The sequence below is a fragment of the Pseudomonas sp. PH1b genome (assembly GCF_000633395.1).
GTDB lineage: Bacteria > Pseudomonadota > Gammaproteobacteria > Pseudomonadales > Pseudomonadaceae > Aquipseudomonas.
Map to the genome: position 1 here is coordinate 104058 of NZ_AYMU01000005.1, position 16955 is coordinate 121012.

General features: G+C 64.8%; 13 protein-coding genes. 5 read left to right on the top strand and 8 right to left on the bottom strand.

Annotated features, from left to right (window positions below; genetic code table 11):
• Positions 1-3: 3 nt before the first annotated feature.
• Positions 4-690: a hypothetical protein gene (locus tag U873_RS0109845; protein WP_025128094.1), complete on the top strand. Its 687-nt coding sequence runs from the start codon at positions 4-6 to the stop codon at positions 688-690.
• Between the two features lie 349 nt (positions 691-1039).
• Here U873_RS0109845 and U873_RS0109850 read toward each other — a convergent pair whose 3' ends face one another.
• The 5 genes from U873_RS0109850 to U873_RS0109870 all read right to left on the bottom strand — a co-directional run bounded on the left by U873_RS0109850 (position 1040) and on the right by U873_RS0109870 (position 7341).
• Positions 1040-2059 carry a branched-chain amino acid aminotransferase gene (locus tag U873_RS0109850; RefSeq protein WP_025128095.1) on the bottom strand — a complete coding sequence of 340 codons (1020 nt, stop codon included), beginning with the start codon at positions 2057-2059 and terminating at the stop codon, positions 1040-1042.
• Positions 2060-2345: 286 nt separating this feature from the next.
• Positions 2346-3737: a dihydrolipoyl dehydrogenase gene (lpdA, locus tag U873_RS0109855; RefSeq protein ID WP_025128096.1), complete on the bottom strand. Its 1392-nt coding sequence runs from the start codon at positions 3735-3737 to the stop codon at positions 2346-2348.
• Positions 3738-3740: 3 nt separating this feature from the next.
• Positions 3741-5045, bottom strand: coding sequence for a dihydrolipoamide acetyltransferase family protein (locus U873_RS0109860; RefSeq protein WP_025128097.1), 1305 nt, complete (start codon positions 5043-5045; stop codon positions 3741-3743).
• Entirely contained in the window at positions 5046-6104 is a 1059-nt protein-coding gene (locus U873_RS0109865; RefSeq protein ID WP_011060829.1) for an alpha-ketoacid dehydrogenase subunit beta, read from the bottom strand.
• 1 nt (position 6105) lies between these two features.
• The gene (locus tag U873_RS0109870) at positions 6106-7341 is read right to left on the bottom strand and encodes a 3-methyl-2-oxobutanoate dehydrogenase (2-methylpropanoyl-transferring) subunit alpha (protein WP_025128098.1); all 1236 of its coding nucleotides are present in this window, start codon (positions 7339-7341) and stop codon (positions 6106-6108) included.
• Positions 7342-7537: 196 nt separating this feature from the next.
• Here U873_RS0109870 and bkdR point away from each other — a divergent pair, with 196 nt between their 5' ends.
• The gene (gene bkdR / locus U873_RS0109875) at positions 7538-8026 is read left to right on the top strand and encodes a Bkd operon transcriptional regulator BkdR (RefSeq protein WP_016963011.1); all 489 of its coding nucleotides are present in this window, start codon (positions 7538-7540) and stop codon (positions 8024-8026) included.
• Positions 8027-8029: 3 nt separating this feature from the next.
• Here bkdR and U873_RS0109880 read toward each other — a convergent pair whose 3' ends face one another.
• Together U873_RS0109880 and U873_RS0109885 are read right to left on the bottom strand one after the other, a co-directional pair.
• Entirely contained in the window at positions 8030-9226 is a 1197-nt protein-coding gene (locus tag U873_RS0109880) for an HD-GYP domain-containing protein (protein WP_025128099.1), read from the bottom strand.
• A gap of 129 nt (positions 9227-9355) precedes the next feature.
• Positions 9356-10978, bottom strand: coding sequence for a methyl-accepting chemotaxis protein (locus U873_RS0109885; protein ID WP_043274503.1), 1623 nt, complete (start codon positions 10976-10978; stop codon positions 9356-9358).
• 303 nt (positions 10979-11281) lie between these two features.
• Here U873_RS0109885 and U873_RS0109890 point away from each other — a divergent pair, with 303 nt between their 5' ends.
• A complete protein-coding gene (locus U873_RS0109890; protein WP_025128101.1) occupies positions 11282-12766 on the top strand; it encodes a DASS family sodium-coupled anion symporter in 1485 nt (494 codons plus the stop codon).
• A gap of 25 nt (positions 12767-12791) precedes the next feature.
• Here the strand turns inward: U873_RS0109890 and dapF are convergent, their stop codons facing one another.
• Positions 12792-13601 (bottom strand): diaminopimelate epimerase, encoded by an 810-nt coding sequence (gene dapF / locus U873_RS0109895; protein ID WP_025128102.1) that lies wholly within the window; start codon positions 13599-13601, stop codon positions 12792-12794.
• Positions 13602-13818: 217 nt separating this feature from the next.
• On the opposite strand from dapF, the gene U873_RS0109900 reads away from it, so the two are divergent.
• Both U873_RS0109900 and U873_RS0109905 read left to right on the top strand, forming a co-directional pair.
• On the top strand, positions 13819-15480 hold the full coding sequence (locus U873_RS0109900; RefSeq protein WP_025128103.1) for an MFS transporter: 1662 nt from the start codon (positions 13819-13821) through the stop codon (positions 15478-15480).
• Positions 15477-16610: an HlyD family secretion protein gene (locus U873_RS0109905; protein ID WP_025128104.1), complete on the top strand. Its 1134-nt coding sequence runs from the start codon at positions 15477-15479 to the stop codon at positions 16608-16610. Before U873_RS0109900 ends, U873_RS0109905 begins: the two co-directional genes overlap by 4 nt.
• The last annotated feature ends 345 nt before the right edge of the window (positions 16611-16955 follow it).

Below are 16955 nucleotides of genomic sequence, written 5' to 3' on the forward strand. Positions count from 1 at the left end.
GCCATGGATGACGGCAAGGGGATTACCGAGGTGTTCTGGTCGAAGACCGTCAGCGACGACGCCAAGATGATGTGGCGGGTCGGCAGCCGGGGCGCGACCTTCCTGATGGCCTTGCTGTTGCCCAAGACCGGGTTCAAGGCCGTGGACATCGCAGTGGGGGTGCTGACCATGCTGATCCCCTTGCTGGTGATCGAAACGCAAAGGGCCTATTCGAAGTTCTCCCCCGGGTTCCTGGCCTGGGTGATCCGCATCAGCGTGTTTGCCAGCGGTGTGGCCATGGCCAGCCTGGGGCTGGTGATCTACTTCGGGGTGGTCATGCCTGTGGTTTCGGCGGTGGGGGTGCATTTCTTCCAGCAAAGTACTCGCTACCACGGGCAGGGGCAGAGCGCTGTGGAGCTCTTCGGATTCTGGTGGATGGCAGCCGTCACCGGGTTTGCCGTGCTGTATGCGCTGTTGAAGAATTTTCGCGAGACGAAGATTTTCGAGATTGTCTATCACCTGCCGCGCAACGCGGTGCGGCAACTCATGCAGGATCGGCCATTGCGTGCTGACAACTGGCCGATGTTCGTCTGGTTCGAACTCTGTGTGTTGATCGGCAGCTTCCTCTACACCTTCATGGCCTCCCAGGCTGCGTTGCTGGTGGTGGACGGGTCGCGACAGGTGTTGAAGTTGTTCGGAACCGGCCTCTAGGGAGGGACCCGCCTTCGTCGAGAGGAAGACGGGCACCGCTGGCTGTGGCAAGGCGCCACCTGGTGGGGCTCGGCCCTCGGCAGCAACTGTACTTGAAGCTGGTCGTCAGGTTGCGCGGGGCACCCTGGTTGCCGCAGGAACCGGCGTTGCTGTAGCCGCTGCGATCGAACCGGTTGTCGAGGTTGAGGGAGGCGCTGAGGTCCGAATGATAAAGCTTGTCCTATGGAGCGTTGCCAAAGCTCCGCAAGAAAAGTCTGACGCCGCTCTGCCAGGAACGCACAGGCAGATTCCAGGCATGAAAAAGCCCGCCCCTGGCAAGCAGGGGCGGGCCTGGCTGAAGCAGGGGGGATCAGACCTTGACGATCCAGCCCGCTGGCGCTTCAACGTCGCCGGTCTGCACGCCGGTCAGCTCTTTGTAGAGCTTCTGGGTGATCGGGCCGACTTCTTTTTCGCTATAGAACACGTGCAGCTTGTTCTGGTATTCGATGCCGCCGATCGGGGTGATCACGGCGGCGGTACCGCAGGCACCGGCTTCCTTGAAGTCCGACAGCTTGTCGATGAACACGTCGCCCTCGATCACTTCCAGGCCCAGGCGGGTCTTGGCCAGTTCGATCAGCGACAGGCGGGTGATGCCTGGCAGCACGGAAGGCGAGTTCGGGGTGACGAACTTGTCATCGTGGGTGATGCCGAAGAAGTTGGCCGAGCCGACTTCCTCGATCTTGCGGTGGGTCAGCGGGTCGAGGTAGATGCAGTCGGCGAAGTGCGCCTTCTTGGCCTCGGAGCCGGGCATCAGGCTGGCGGCGTAGTTGCCACCGACCTTGGCCGCGCCGGTGCCTTGCGGGGCTGCACGGTCGTAGCTGGAAATCAGGAAGTTGTGCGGGGTCAGGCCGCCCTTGAAGTAGGCGCCGACCGGGATGGCGAAGATCGAGAAGATGAACTCCGGCGCGGTACGCACGCCGATGTTGTCGCCGACGCCGATCACGAACGGGCGCAGGTACAGGGCGCCGCCGGTGCCGTAAGGCGGGATGAAGCGCTCGTTGGCGCGAACCACTTCCTTGCAGGCCTCGATGAACTGCTCGGTGGGCACCTGGGGCATCAGCAGGCGTGCGCAGCTGCGCTGCATGCGGGCGGCGTTCTGGTCCGGGCGGAACAGGTTGATCGAGCCGTCCTTGCAGCGGTAGGCCTTCAGGCCTTCGAAACATTGCTGGCCATAGTGCAGGGCGGTGGAGCCCTCGCTGATGTGCAGCACGTTGTCAGCGGTCAAGGTGCCCTTGTCCCACTCGCCATTACGCCAGTGCGACAGATAGCGCTTGTCTGTCTTGATGTAGTCAAAACCCAGCTTGTCCCAATTGATGCTTTCGTTACCCATGACACCCTCTATCGCTTAACAACCGTCGGAACGGCTCAAGGCTTCTGACGTTTTTTGGATGGGCACAACAATACTGCATTCCGGGGGCGTCCCGCATCCCGGACGATGGGAGGGGGAGCAAAAAAACATAGCCTGCTTATGAAGCGTCCCCATAACAGCCCCCATAGCCCCTGTAGGAGCGAGCTTGCTCGCGAAGGCCCCGGCGCGAACGCGTGGCTATCCACGTCAGCCCTTTCGCGAGCAAGCTCGCTCCTACCTGGGCAGTGTCCTGTGTGCCCCTGAATGCTTACAGATGCAGGGCGTGGCCCAGTGCTCGCAGCGCTGCTTCCTGGACCGCTTCACCCAGGGTCGGGTGGGCGTGGATGGTGCCGCCGATGTCTTCCAGGCGTGCGCCCATTTCCAGGGACTGACCGAAGGCCGTGGACAATTCGGAGACCCCGACCCCCACCGCCTGCCAGCCGACAATCAGGTGATTGTCCCGTCGCGCCACCACCCGCACGAAACCGCTTTTCGATTCCAGGGTCATGGCCCGGCCATTGGCCGCGAACGGGAAGCTGCTGACGATGCAATCCAGGCCGGCCGACTTGGCTTCGTCCGGGGTCTTGCCCACCACCACCAGTTCCGGGTCGGTGAAGCACACCGCCGGGATTGCCGCCGGGTTGAACTCGCGGTGCTTGCCGGCGATCAGCTCGGCGACCATCTCGCCCTGGGCCATGGCCCGGTGCGCGAGCATCGGCTCACCGCTGAGGTCGCCGATGGCCCAGACGTTGCGCATGCTGGTCTGGCAGCGGTTGTCGATCTTGATCGCCGCGCCGTTCATGTCCAGGTTCAGGGCTTCCAGGTTCCAGCCCTGGGTGTTGGGCTTGCGGCCCACCGCCACCAGCACCTGGTCGGTGGCCAGGTTCAGGGTGTCGCCGTTGGGCTCGCGCACCTGCAGGCTGCTGCTGGCGGCGTCGAAGCCGAGCACGCTGTGCTTGAGGTAGAGCTTGATCCCCAACTGTTTCACCGATTCGAGCACCGGTTGGGTCAGCTCGGCGTCATAGGCCGGAAGGATGCGCTCCTGGGCCTCGACCACGCTGACTTCGACCCCGAGCTTGCGGTAGGCGATGCCCAGCTCCAGGCCGATGTAGCCGCCGCCGACCACGCTCAGGCGCTTGGGCAGGGCCTTGGGCGCCAGGGCCTCGGTGGAGGAGATGATCGGCCCGCCGAGGGGCAGCATCGGCAGGTTGACGCTTTTCGAACCGGTGGCCAGCAGCAGGTGCTCGCACTGGATGCGGGTGTCGGCGCCTTCGATCTCCACGGTCTTGCCGTCGATGACCTTGGCCCAGCCCTGGATCACCTGGACCTTGTTTTTCTTCAACAGCGCGGCAACCCCGGTGGTCAGGCGGTCGACGATGCCGTCCTTCCATTCCACGCTCTTGCCGATGTTCAGGGTTGGCGCCGCCACTTCGATGCCCAGGGCCGAGCCCTGGCTGTGGTGGCGGGTCTGATGGAACTGCTCGGCGACATGGATCAGCGCCTTGGACGGGATGCAGCCGATGTTCAGGCAGGTGCCGCCCAGGGCCTGGCCCTCCACCAGAATGGTGGAGATGCCCAGCTGGCCGGCGCGGATCGCCGCCACGTAACCGCCGGGGCCGCCGCCGATGATCAGCAGTTGGGTATTGAGAGTCTGAGGCATGTCTTACTCCACAAACAGCGTGGCGGGTTGTTCGAGCAGGCCGCGAATGGCCTGGATGAATTGCGCAGCGTCCATGCCGTCGACCACCCGATGATCGAAGGAGCTGGAGAGGTTCATCATCTTGCGGATCACGATCTGGCCCTTGATCACCATGGGCCGCTCGACAATGCGGTTGACCCCGACAATCGCCACTTCCGGCAGGTTCAGCACCGGGGTGCTGACGATTCCGCCCAGGGCGCCGAGGCTGGTGAGGGTGATGGTGGAGCCGGACAGTTCATCGCGCGCGGCCTTGCCGCTGCGGGCGGCCTGGGCCAGGCGCGAGATTTCCTCGGCGTTGCCCCACAGGCTGCGGGCTTCGGCGTGACGCACCACCGGCACCATCAGGCCGACGTCGCTCTGGGTCGCGACCCCGACATGCACCGCGCCGAGGCGGGTGATGACCTGGGCTTCATCGTCGTAGCGGGCGTTGATCTGCGGGAAGTCGCGCAGGGCAACGACCATGGCCCGTACCAGGAACGGCAGCAGGGTCAGCTTGCCGCGGGTGGCGCCGTGCTTTTCATTGAGGTGGATGCGCAGCTCTTCCAGGGCGGTGACGTCCACTTCCTCGACATAGCTGAAGTGCGCGGCGCGCTGGGTGGATTCCTGCATGCGCTGGGCGATCTTGCGGCGCATGCCGATCACCTGGATCTGCTCTTCGTCGTGGCGTTCGGCATAACCGGCCCCCGGTGCCGAGTAGCCCTTGAGCGGCTGGCTGTCCTGGGCCAGGTAGGCGTCCAGGTCTTCGTGGAGGATGCGTCCGGCCGGGCCGCTGCCTTGCACCAGGCGCAGCTGGATGCCCAGGTCCAGGGCGTGCTTGCGCACCGCCGGCGAGGCCAGGGGGCGTTCGTCGGCTTCCCGCGCCACCGGCGCCTGGGGCGCTGGGCGGCAGGCGGCGGCTTGGCTGGCGACGGGTTTTTCCGCCTGGGCTGCGGCGGCCACCGGCAGGGCGGCTGCAGGCTTATTAATAGCAGCCGGCTCTTTGGCTGCCGGCGCAGTTGCCTGGGCAGACTCCTTGAGGTTGCCCGCGCCTTCGACTTCGATGCTGATGAGGATGCTGCCTACCGCCATCACTTCACCGGGCTCGCCGCCCAGGGAAATGACCTTGCCGTGCACCGGGGAGGGGATGTCCACCATCGCCTTGTCGGTCATCACGTCCGCCAGCACCTGGTCTTCCACGACCTGGTCACCGACCTTGACATGCCACTGCGCCAGTTCTACTTCCGCGATGCCTTCGCCGATGTCCGGCATCTTGATAACGTGCGTGCCCATTCAGACCTCCATGACCCGTTGCAGCGCCGCGCCCACTCGGGACGGCCCTGGGAAATATGCCCACTCCTGCGCGTGGGGATACGGCGTATCCCAACCGGTAACGCGCTCGATCGGGGCTTCCAGGTGGTGGAAGCAGTGTTCCTGCACCAGCGACACCAGTTCGGCGCCGAAGCCGCAGGTGCGGGTGGCTTCGTGCACCACCACGCAACGGCCGGTCTTCTTCACCGACTTGACGATGGTGTCCAGGTCCAGGGGCCACAGGCTGCGCAGGTCGATGACCTCGGCGTCGATGCCGGTTTCCTCGGCCGCCACTTGCGACACATACACCGTGGTGCCGTAGGTGAGGATGGTCACGTCCTTGCCCGGGCGGGCGATGGCTGCCACGTCCAGGGGCACCTTGTAGTAGCCGTCCGGCACCTGGGCCGCGGGGTGTTTCGACCAGGGGGTGACCGGGCGATCGTGGTGACCATCGAACGGGCCGTTATACAGGCGCTTGGGTTCGAGGAAGATCACCGGGTCATCGTTCTCGATGGAGGCGATCAGCAGGCCCTTGGCGTCATAGGGGTTGGACGGCATCACGGTGCGCAGGCCGCAGACCTGGGTGAACATCGCCTCGATGCTCTGGCTGTGGGTCTGGCCGCCGTAGATCCCGCCGCCGCAGGGCATGCGCAGGGTCATCGGCGCGGTGAACTGGCCGGCGGAGCGATAGCGCAGGCGCGCGGCCTCGGAAATGATCTGGTCGGACGCCGGGTAGACGTAGTCGGCGAACTGGATTTCCGCCACCGGGCGCAGGCCGTAGGCGCCCATGCCGATGGCTGCGCCGACGATGCCGCTTTCCGAGATCGGCGCGTCGAACACCCGCGAGGTGCCGTACTTGGCCTGCAGGCCTTCGGTGCAGCGGAACACGCCGCCGAAGTAGCCGACGTCCTGGCCGAACACCACGACGTTGTCGTCACGCTCGAGCATCACATCCATGGCCGAGCGCAGGGCCTGGATCATGGTCATGGTGGTGGTGGTCATGGCGGTGTCCAGCTGGATATTGTTGTTGTGATCGTTCATCTCAGATCCCCAGTTCCTGGCGTTGGCGTTTCAGGTGTTCGGGCATGTCCTTGTAGACATCCTCGAACATGGTCGCGGCGCTTGGGATCTGGCCGCCGGCGAGGGTGCCGAACTGCTCGGCTTCCTTCTGCGCGGCGATGACCTGGGCCTCCAGCTCGGCACTGACGGCGGTGTGTTCCTCTTCGGACCATTGGCCGATCTTGATCAGGTGCTGCTTGAGGCGGGCAATCGGGTCGCCCAGGGGGAAGTGGCTCCAGTCGTCGGCCGGGCGGTATTTCGACGGGTCGTCGGAGGTGGAGTGCGGGCCGGCGCGGTAGGTGACCCATTCGATCAGGGTCGGGCCGAGGTTGCGGCGGGCGCGTTCGGCGGCCCAGCGCGAGGCGGCGTAGACCGCGACAAAATCGTTGCCGTCGACCCGCAGCGAGGCGATGCCGCAGCCCACGCCGCGTCCGGCGAAGGTGGTGGCTTCACCGCCGGCGATGGCCTGGAAGGTGGAGATCGCCCACTGGTTGTTGACCACGTTGAGGATCACCGGCGCCCGGTACACGTGGGCGAAGGTCAGGGCGGTGTGGAAGTCCGACTCGGCGGTGGCGCCGTCGCCGATCCAGGCCGAGGCGATCTTGGTATCGCCCTTGATCGCCGAGGCCATGCCCCAGCCCACGCCCTGCACGAACTGGGTGGCGAGGTTGCCGGAAATGGTGAAGAACCCGGATTCCTTCACCGAGTACATGATCGGCAGCTGGCGTCCCTTGAGCGGATCGCGCTCGTTGGACAGCAGTTGGCAGATCATCTCCACCAGCGGCACTTCCCGGGCCATCAGGATGCTTTGCTGGCGATAGGTGGGGAAGCACATGTCGTCGATGTTCAGCGCCAGGGCCTGGGCACTGCCGATGGCTTCCTCGCCCAGGCTCTGCATGTAGAAGGACATCTTCTTCTGCCGTTGGGCAACCACCATGCGGTTGTCGAAGATCCGCGTCTTGAGCATGGCGCGCATGCCCTGGCGCAGGATGGCCACAGGCACGTCGTCGGCCCATTCGCCCAGGGCGTTGCCCTGGTCGTCGAGCACACGGATCAGGCCCCGGGCCAGGTCGGCGCAGTCGGCAGGTTCGATATCGATAGGGGGTTTGCGGGCCAGGCCGGCATCGTTCAGACGCAGGTAGGTGAAGTCGGTCTTGCAGCCGGGACGGCCCGAAGGTTCGGGAACGTGCAGGCGTAGCGGTGCATACGCTGTGGTCATGGCTTTCTACGCTCGATCTTGTGGATTTCTTGTAATTGGGCGCGCTAGCTGGCAGTCATTCCCTGGGTAAGGGAAATCTTGTCCTACAAACATCATAGGCCGGGTGAGAGAGAATATTTATCTCTGTTTCATTGCGCTGGAGATCATTTGCAGATAAAAAATCTGCATAAACATAAAAAACAGGTTGTTTTGTCTCATGCGTAAACTGGACCGTACCGACATCGGCATTCTCAACAGCCTTCAGGAGAATGCCCGCATCACCAACGCCGACCTGGCCCGTTCGGTGAACCTTTCACCCACTCCCTGCTTCAACCGGGTCAAGGCCATGGAAGAGCTGGGGCTGATCCGCGAGCAGGTGACCCTGCTGGACGCCGACCTGCTGGGCCTGCACGTCAACGTGTTCATTCACGTCAGCCTGGAGAAGCAGGTGGAAGAGGCCTTGCAGCATTTCGAAGAGGCCATCGCCGACCGCCCGGAAGTCATGGAGTGCTACCTGATGGCCGGCGACCCGGACTACCTGATCCGCGTGCTGGTGCCGACCATCCAGGCCCTGGAGCGCTTCATGATGGACTTCCTGACCAAGGTCCCCGGGGTGGCCAATATCCGCTCCAGCTTTGCCCTCAAGCAGGTGCGCTACAAGACCGCACTGCCGTTGCCGGCCAACGGCCTGACTCTGGGCACCTGAGGCTCAGGCGGGGCTCTCGCTCCAGAGCCGGTCGAGCTGCTTGAAATCCCAGTCTTGCGGGTCTTCGCGGCCGACGATGCGTTCCTTGCCCTGGTGCCGTGACAGGTCGATGACCCGTTGCGGCAGAGGCATTCCCGAGCGGGTGGAAAAGAACACTTTGACCCTGGGCATCAGCAACGAGTCGGGGTTCTGTTCCAGCACCACCGCCAGCTGCCCGCTGTGCAGGCGCACCAGGGAGCCCACCGGGTAGATGCCGACACTCTTGACCAGGGCCTGAAGCACCCGCGGGGCGAAATGCCCGGTCCAGCCGGACATCCTCTGCAGCGCTTCGGCCGGGTCCCAGCCGCGGTTGTAGGGGCGGGTCGAGGTCACTGCGTCATACACGTCGCAGACCGCGCCCATCTGCGCGAACAGGCTGATCTGCTCCCCCGCCAGGCGGTGCGGGTAGCCGCTGCCGTCGATCTTTTCGTGGTGGTGCAGGCACACGTCCAGCACCAGCGCATCCAGGTGCGGGTTCTGGCGCAGGATCGCGCCACCGGCGGCGGGGTGCAGCTTGATCCGCTCGAACTCGTCGGCCGAGAGTTTTTCCGGTTTGTTGAGGATGCTGTCGGGGATGGTCAGCTTGCCGATGTCGTGCAGCAGCCCGGCCACCCCGGCCTGATGCACCTGGGTGGCCGGCAGTTGCAACTGACGGGCCACCGCCACCATCAGCGCACACACCGCCACCGAGTGCATGTAGGTGTAGTCGTCGGCAGTCTTCAGCCGGGCCAGGCTGATCAGCACGTCGGGGTGGCGCAGCAGCGAAGCGGAAAGGTTATGCACCAGATCGTCCACCTGGGCCAGTTCGATGGCCTGGCCCATGCGCACTTCCTGGAACATGGCCATGACGGCCTGTTTCGAGTGGGCGCAGAGTTTCAGCGCCCGCTGGATTTCCTCGGAGCGCTCGACCCGCCGCGGGGCCGCGGGTTTGACCAGCGGGGCAGGGGCAGGCGCAGGCGCCGGGCTGTCCGGCGCCAGGTCCAGGCCCTTGTTCAAGTCGATCCACAGGTCGGTGAGGTTGGACTGGCGCAGACGCTGGTAGTCGGACGGGCTCTTGAGCACGAAGCCGGCCTTCCAGAACGAATGATCCAGCCACGAGCCGTCGAACTGGTGGATGTACATCCCCATGCGCAACTGAGTGATGGATATGCGTTTGAGCACGCTGAAACCCTCCGCCCGATCCAGTCCCGGCGGCCCCCTTGGGGGCCGGCCGGTGCCGAACGATAAAGCTCCTTGCCGTTATTCGTCCTGAGCCTCGCGAGCGGGCGCGGAATCAGTCCGCGCCAGCGCTCAGAGGGAGAAGCGTGCCACCAGTTTGTTCAGACTCACCGCCAGGCCCGACAGTTCACTGCTGGCGATCGACGTCTGGCTGGCGGCCGACGAGCTTTGCAGCGACAGGTCGCGGATGCTCATCAGGTTCTGGTCCACCGAGCGGGCGACCTGGGCCTGCTCTTCCGAGGCGGTGGCGATCATCAGGTTACGCTCGTTGATGTCGCTGATGGCCTGGGTGATATGGCCGATGGCAGCGCCGGCCTCGTGGGCGATGGCCAGGGTCTGGCTGGCGTCCTCGCTGCTTTGCTGCATCGACAGCATGGCCTTGTTCGAACCCGACTGGATGCCCTGGATCATCTGCTCGATCTCCTGGGTCGAGAGCTGGGTCCGGTGGGCCAGGGCGCGCACCTCGTCGGCCACCACGGCAAAGCCGCGGCCTTGCTCGCCGGCCCGGGCGGCTTCGATGGCGGCGTTGAGGGCCAGCAGGTTGGTCTGTTCGGCAATCGCCCGGATCACGTCCAGAACCTTGGTGATGTCCTGGGCCTGCTGGGCCAGGCCGGCCATTTCCACCCGGGTGTGCTCCACGGTGCCGGTGAGTTTCTCGATCGAGTGGATGGTCTGTTCGCCCCGTTCCTTGCCCAGCCCTGCCGAGCGTTCCGAGGCCTGGGTCGACTGCGAGGCGGACACCGCGTTGCGCGCCACTTCCTCCACTGCGGCGGTCATTTCGTTGACCGCGGTGGCGGCCTGGTCGGTCTCCATGCTCTGTTGCTGGATACCGGCATTGGACTCGCGGGTGATGGCGCTCATTTCCTCGGCGGCGGAGGCCAGTTGGGTCGAGGAATCGGCAATGTGGCGGATGGTGGATTTCAGGCTGTCGAGCATCGCCTGGGTGGAGGTTTGCAGATCGGTCAGTTCGTCCTGGCCGCTGACTTCCACCTGGGTACGCAAGTCGCCCTCGGCGATTTTCTGGGTGGTGGCCAGCAGCGACAGCACCGGGCGGATGATGCTGCGGGTGAACAGGGTGGCGATCAGGATGGTCAGGACAATGGCCAGCACGATGATCACCCAGGTCAGGGTCAGGCCGCTGTCAAACTGTTGGCCGGCCAGGGTTGCGGACTGCTCGGCGCCAGTTTCATTGATGCGGATCAGCGCCTCGATCGAGGCTTGCAGGCTGTTGGCCAGGGGCACGGTGACCTGGTTGATGTAGGTGTTGGTCTGTTCGGCGGTATTGGTCTTGCTGTTGTCGATCATCACCGTCAGCTTGTCCAGGTAGTCCTGGGCGCCGCGCTTGACCTGCTCGTAGTTGGTTTTTTCTTCGGCGCTGGAGATCAGCGGCTCGTAGTCCTTGATCGCCTGGGCCAGGGTGGTTTTCAGGTTGCCCAGCTTGTCCAGCGAGGCGGCTTTCTGGCTTTCGGTCTCAGTGGCGTAGTGCAGGGCCTCCAGGCGCACACGCAAGGTTGAGGATTCGATTTTCGTGGCTTGCCTGACGCTGGGCAGCCAGTTGGTCTGAAGGTCGAGCGCAGCGTCGTGAATCTGTCCCATTTTCCACAGTGCCAATCCCCCCAAGCCGATCAACAATACGCAAATGGCGCCAAAACTCACGAGCGCCCTGGAAGTCAGTTTCAGATTTCTTGTCACCATAGAGGCACCTTGCAGGTTGGAGTGATACAGCTAAAAACGTTTCGACTCCTTGTCGCCTTGATAGCACTCTGACTCCAAAATGATGAAAAATCTGTAGAAATGTAAAAATATATTTCCACAAGTTTTCCATCGTTCAGCCGAGGGACAGCCAAGGCGGGAAAAAGCTCCGGGTAGCCTGGGCTTGCCGGCCCCTCCGGGAGGACCGGCGCGGTACGGCAAACCCGCGGGCTTGACCCTTATCAAGGCACTTTTGAGCGTTTTGAGCGATCCTTGGCACCTGTCCAATGGAAAAGGAAAAGGCCCATGACAACGCCTGTGACAACGGCGCCCGCGGCCAAGGCCGTATTACCGATTGGATTGCTGATCGGCGTGCTGGCCCTGGTCGGCGTACTGCTGTTGCCCCTGCCGGCCGACTTGCCGGTGGCCGGGCATCGCATGCTGGCGATCCTGGCATTTGCCGTGGTGGTGTGGATCAGCGAGGCGGTGTCCTACGAGGCCAGCGCCATCATGATCACCGCCCTGATGGCATTCCTCATCGGCACCGCGCCAACCCTGCAGGACCCGACGCAGATCTACGGCAGTTCGGCGGCCATCAGCATGGCGCTGACCGGCTTCTCCAACTCGGCCCTGGCCCTGGTGGCCGGCGCCCTGTTCATCGCCGCCGCGATGACCCACACCGGCCTGGACCGGCGCATCGCCCTGGTGACCCTGACCGGGGTCGGCACCAGCACCCGGCGCATCCTCATCGGCGCCATCGCCGTGACCATTCTCCTCAGCCTGCTGGTGCCCAGCGCCACCGCCCGCAGTGCTTGCGTGGTGCCGATCATGATGGGGGTGATTGCCGCGTTCGGCGTCGACAAGCGCTCGAACATCGCCGCCGGCCTGATGATTGTGGTGGCCCAGGGCACCAGCATCTGGAACGTCGGGATCCAGACCGCCGCGGCGCAGAACTTGCTGACCGTGGGCTTCATGGACAAGATGCTCGGCCAGCGCGTGGCCTGGCTCGACTGGCTGATCGCCGGGGCGCCCTGGGCGGTGATCATGTCTCTGGTGCTGCTGTGGCTGGTGCTCAAGCTGCTGCCCCCGGAAACCGACAGCATCCCTGGTGGCCAGGAAGCGGTGGCCCGATCCCTGGCGGAAATCGGCCCCATGACCGGGCCGCAGAAACGCCTGTTGGCAGTGTCGCTGCTGTTGCTCCTGGCCTGGTCCACCGAAGGCAAGCTGCACCCCTTCGACACCACGACCACCACCTACGCCGGGCTGGTGATCCTGCTGCTGCCACGCATCGGCATCATGACCTGGAAGGACGTGCAGTCACGGATTCCCTGGGGCACGGTGATTGTCTTCGGGGTCGGCATCAGCCTGGGCACGGCGCTGCTCAGCACCCAGGCCGGGCAGTGGCTGGGCACCCAGGTGGTGGCCCACACCGGGCTGGACCAGGTGGGCCCGCTGGCGGTGTTCGCGATTCTTTCGGCCTTCCTGATCCTCATCCACCTGGGGTTCGCCAGCGCCACGGCGCTGACCTCGGCCTTGCTGCCGATCCTCATCGCCGTGCTGCAGACCCTGCCCGGGGAGATCAACCGCCTGGGCATGACCATGCTCCTGGGCTTTGTCGTCAGCTACGGTTTCATCCTGCCGATCAACGCCCCGCAGAACATGGTCTGCCTGGGCACCGAGACCTTCACCGCCCGGCAATTTGCCAAGGTCGGCCTGTTGGTGACCCTGGTGGGCTATCTGCTGATGCTGGTGTTCGCCATGACCTGGTGGAAGTGGCTGGGCTGGATGTAGCCCTGGCTGCACCAATGCCCCGGGGTTACAGCCACCCCTGAAACACCCGGGTCACGCGACCGGCCAGGTGCACCGTGCCCTGGCCGTCCCAGCTCACGGTCACCGGGCCGCCATCGCACAGCACCCGGACCGGGCTGTCGAGCAATCCTCGGCGAATGCCATTGACCGCCGCCCCGCAAGAGCAGGAACCCGAGCCCAGGGGAATGGCGCCATTGCGCTCCCAGATCCGCAGGCGGATGGTCTGGCGGTCGATCACCTCGATGAAATGCACGTTGGTCTTCTGTGGAAACAACGGGTCGTTCTCCGTCAGCGGGCCGAGGCGGGCCAGGTCCAGGGCCGCCAGGTCGTCGACGAAGAAGCTGCAATGGGGATTGCCCATGCTGCACGCAGCCGGCGTTCCCGGCAGGGGCAGGGCGAGGCTGTCCAGGGGGGCGGCCAGGGGAATCTCCCGCCAGGCGAACTGCGGTTCGCCCATTTCCACCGAGACTGAATGATCCTCCAGGCGTCGGCAGTGCAAAATGCCCCGTTCGGTCCTGACTTGCAGCGCCTCGACGGCGCTTTCGTCCATCAGCAGATCGGCGGCGCCACGGGTCGCGCTGCCGCAGGTGGCAAGGCTGGAACCATCGGCATTCCAGAAGGTCAGTTGAGCCGCCGTCTCGGGGCAATCGCCGAGCACCACCAACTGATTGAAGCCGATGCCACGCCGGCGGTCGCCCAGGGCCCTGGCCTGTTCGCCAGTGATCGGCTGGTCGCGGCCACGGGCATCGATCAGCACGAAGTCATCGCCATTGGCGTGCATCTTGATAAACGGCAGGTTGCTCGCGTGCAGGGGCATTGGGGCTCCAGGGAGTGACGGCCGAGAGTCGTGAGTAGTGGGGCAGGGCGCAGGCAGCAGGATTTCGAAAAAAACGCGCCGGCGCCAGCGCATTAAAATAAAATTCATCTCGCCGGTAGCCGGTTCGCCCGGATTCCGGGTTTTGCGGCACACTGGCGAACCACCAGGAACATCGCCCGCGGCTGCACCGCAGCCTGGCACCGCACAAGGTCACTGCATGGATCACTACGCGCCGCGCAACTGGCAGCCCCACGAAAAGCCCAGCCTGCCCGGTTCTCCGTCCACACCGCTGCATCCCACCCACAAGCGCCTGGCCTATGCCCTGGTGGGCTTGCTGGTGGCCATCACCGGCGGCCTGGGCAACTCGCTGGTGATCGCCAACCTGCCGTACCTGCAGGGCGCGCTGGGGGCCACCACCGCGGAAATGGCCTGGCTGCCGGCGGCCTATGTCATGACCAACGTGTCGATGAACCTGCTGCTGGTGAAGTTTCGCCAGCAGTTCGGCCTGCGCGCCTTCACCGAAGTGTTCCTGGTGCTCTACGCCCTGGTGACCTTTGGCCACCTGTTCGTCAACGACCTGAGCTCGGCCATCGCCGTGCGTGCGGCCCACGGCATGGTGGGCGCGGCCCTGAGCTCCCTGGGCCTGTACTACATGGTCCAGGCCTTCCCGGCGAAGTGGCGGCTCAAGGCCCTGGTGCTGGGGCTGGGCGCTTCGCAACTGGCCTTGCCCCTGGCCCGGCTGTTCTCCGAGGACCTGTTGCAGATCGCCGAATGGCGCGGCCTGTATCTGTTCGAACTGGGGCTGGCGCTGACCTCCCTGGGCTGCGTGTTCATGCTCAAGCTGCCACCGGGGGATCGCTTTCGTACCTTCGAGAAACTCGACTTCCTGACCTTCGCCCTGCTGGCCAGTGGCGTGGCGCTGCTGTGTGCGGTGCTGTCCCTGGGGCGCATCGACTGGTGGCTGGAAGCGCCGTGGATCGGCTACGCCAGCGCCGCCTCCATCGTGCTGATCCTGGCCGGGCTGTGCATCGAACATAACCGCAGCAACCCGATGCTGATGACCCGCTGGCTGGGCAGCGGGGTGATGATCCGCCTGGCCCTGGCGGTGATCCTGATCCGCATGGTGCTGTCCGAGCAGTCCACCGGCGCCGTGGGTTTTCTCCAGGCGCTGAACCTGGGCAGCGAGCAGATGCGCCTGCTCTACGGGGTGATGCTGCTGGGCAGCATCGCCGGGCTGGCCACCAGCGCCCTGACCATCAACCCGGCGCACCTGCTGATGCCGCTGATCATTTCCCTGGCGCTGATGGCCGTGGGCTCGGTGATGGACAGCTTCTCCAGCAACCTCACGCGTCCGGCCAACATGTACCTCAGCCAGTTCCTGCTGGCCTTTGGCGGCACCTTCTTCCTCGGCCCGACCATGGTCCTGGGCACCCGCAACGTGTTGACCAACCCGCGCAACCTGGTGAGCTTCTCGGTGCTGTTCGGCATTTGCCAGAACCTCGGCGGGCTGATCGGCTCGGCCCTGCTCGGGACCTTCCAGATCGCCCGGGAGAAATACCATTCCAGCCATATCGTCGAGCAGTTGACCCTGCTCGACCCCCAGGTACTGGCGCGGGTGCAGAGCGGCGCGGCGGCCTATGGCAAGGTCATCGCCGACCCGGACCTGCGCACCTTGCAAGGCATGCGCGCCCTGGCTACGGCGGCCACCCGCGAGGCCAACATACTGGCTTATAACGATGTGTTCATGCTGATTGCGGTGATCGCCGTCCTGACCATGATCTGGATCTTCATACGCAGCCTGTGGCTGATGAGCACGACCCAAGCCGTCGCGCCCGCCAGCCCGGCCCCTGTCCAACCACGTGGTGCCCCTTCTTCATGAGCGAACCGATCAATCCCACCACCAACGCCATTGCCTCGAGCCCCGAGCCCAATGGCCCGCCGACCATCCCGGCCACCGAGCCGCGCCCGCTGGCGGTGCGTATTGTGTCCTCCCTGGGGTTTGCCGCGATTGCCATCGTTGGCGTGCTGATCGTGCTCTACGCCTGGCAGCTGCCGCCGTTCTCCAGCGCCATCGAGAGCACCGAGAACGCCCTGGTGCGCGGCCAGGTGACCATCATCGGCCCGCAGCTCAGCGGCTATGTGTTCGAAGTACCGGTGCAGGACTTCCAGCAGGTCAAGGCCGGCGACCTGCTGGTGCGCCTCGACGACCGCATCTACAAGCAGCGCCTGGACCAGTCCCTGGCCCAACTGGCGGTGCAGAAGGCCGCCCTGGCCAATGCCCTGCAGCAACGCAACAGCGCCGAGGCCACCATCAAGCTGCGCCAGGCGGCCCTGGCCGACAGCCAGGCCCAGGCGCGCAAGAGCGCGGCCGACCTGCAGCGCAACGAAGCGTTGATCGCCGACGGCTCGGTGTCCCGGCGCGAGTTGGACGTGACCCGCGCGGCCAATGCCCAGACCGTGGCCGCCGTGGCCCAGGCCCAGGCGCAACTGGAAATCGCCCGCCAGGACCTGCAGACCGTGATCGTCAACCGCGGCTCCCTGGAAGCGGCGGTGGCCAGCGCCGAAGCGGCGGTGGAACTGGCGCGGATCGACCTGTCCAACACCCGGGTGCTGGCACCCCGGGATGGGCAATTGGGGCAGATCGGCGTGCGCCTGGGGGCCTACGTCAACTCCGGGGCGCAACTCATGGCCCTGGTGCCCAGCCAGCTGTGGGTGATCGCCAACATGAAGGAAACCCAGATGGACAATGTGCATATCGGTCAGCCGGTGAGCTTTACCGTGGATGCCCTGAACCATCGCAAATTCACCGGCAGGGTGCAGTTGATCTCACCGGCCACCGGTTCCGAGTTCGCCTTGCTGCAGGCCGACAACGCCACCGGCAACTTCGTCAAGATTGCCCAGCGAGTGCCGGTGCGGATCACCGTCGACCCCGACCAGCCAGAGCTCGACCGCCTGCGCCCGGGGTTATCGGTGGTGGTCAGCATCGACACCCGCGCCACCCCCCACTGACGCCCCGTAGGAGCCGGCTTGCCGGCGAAGAGGCCCTTGAGCCTTGCATCGCCTGGGCGGACGCCTTCGCTGGCAAGCCAGCTCCTACGGGGTTGTGTTTTGCCCGCACCCGATGCTTTTTCGTAGGAGCCGGCTTGCCGGCGAAGAGGCCCTTGAGCCTTGCATCGCCTGGGCGGACGCCTTCGCTGGCAAGCCAGCTCCTACGGGATTGTGGTTTACCCGCGCCCAATGCTTTTTAGTAGGAGCCGGCTTGCCGGCGAAGAGGCCCTTGAGTCTTGCATGGCCTGGGCGGACGCCTTCGCTGGCAAGCCAGCTCCTACGGGATTGTGTTTTGCCCGCGCCCAA

Excerpts from the sequence above, each read along its gene's own strand:
- U873_RS0109890 (WP_025128101.1), top strand. The coding sequence starts at position 11,282 with ATGACAACGCCTGTGACAACGGCGCCCGCGGCCAAGGCCGTATTACCG.
- U873_RS0109865 (WP_011060829.1), bottom strand. The coding sequence starts at position 6,104 with ATGAACGATCACAACAACAATATCCAGCTGGACACCGCCATGACCACC.
- U873_RS0109870 (WP_025128098.1), bottom strand. The coding sequence starts at position 7,341 with ATGACCACAGCGTATGCACCGCTACGCCTGCACGTTCCCGAACCTTCG.
- U873_RS0109845 (WP_025128094.1), top strand. The coding sequence starts at position 4 with ATGGATGACGGCAAGGGGATTACCGAGGTGTTCTGGTCGAAGACCGTC.
- dapF (WP_025128102.1), bottom strand. The coding sequence starts at position 13,601 with ATGCCCCTGCACGCGAGCAACCTGCCGTTTATCAAGATGCACGCCAAT.
- U873_RS0109900 (WP_025128103.1), top strand. The coding sequence starts at position 13,819 with ATGGATCACTACGCGCCGCGCAACTGGCAGCCCCACGAAAAGCCCAGC.
- U873_RS0109860 (WP_025128097.1), bottom strand. The coding sequence starts at position 5,045 with ATGGGCACGCACGTTATCAAGATGCCGGACATCGGCGAAGGCATCGCG.
- U873_RS0109905 (WP_025128104.1), top strand. The coding sequence starts at position 15,477 with ATGAGCGAACCGATCAATCCCACCACCAACGCCATTGCCTCGAGCCCC.
- U873_RS0109885 (WP_043274503.1), bottom strand. The coding sequence starts at position 10,978 with ATGGTGACAAGAAATCTGAAACTGACTTCCAGGGCGCTCGTGAGTTTT.
- U873_RS0109850 (WP_025128095.1), bottom strand. The coding sequence starts at position 2,059 with ATGGGTAACGAAAGCATCAATTGGGACAAGCTGGGTTTTGACTACATC.
- bkdR (WP_016963011.1), top strand. The coding sequence starts at position 7,538 with ATGCGTAAACTGGACCGTACCGACATCGGCATTCTCAACAGCCTTCAG.
- lpdA (WP_025128096.1), bottom strand. The coding sequence starts at position 3,737 with ATGCCTCAGACTCTCAATACCCAACTGCTGATCATCGGCGGCGGCCCC.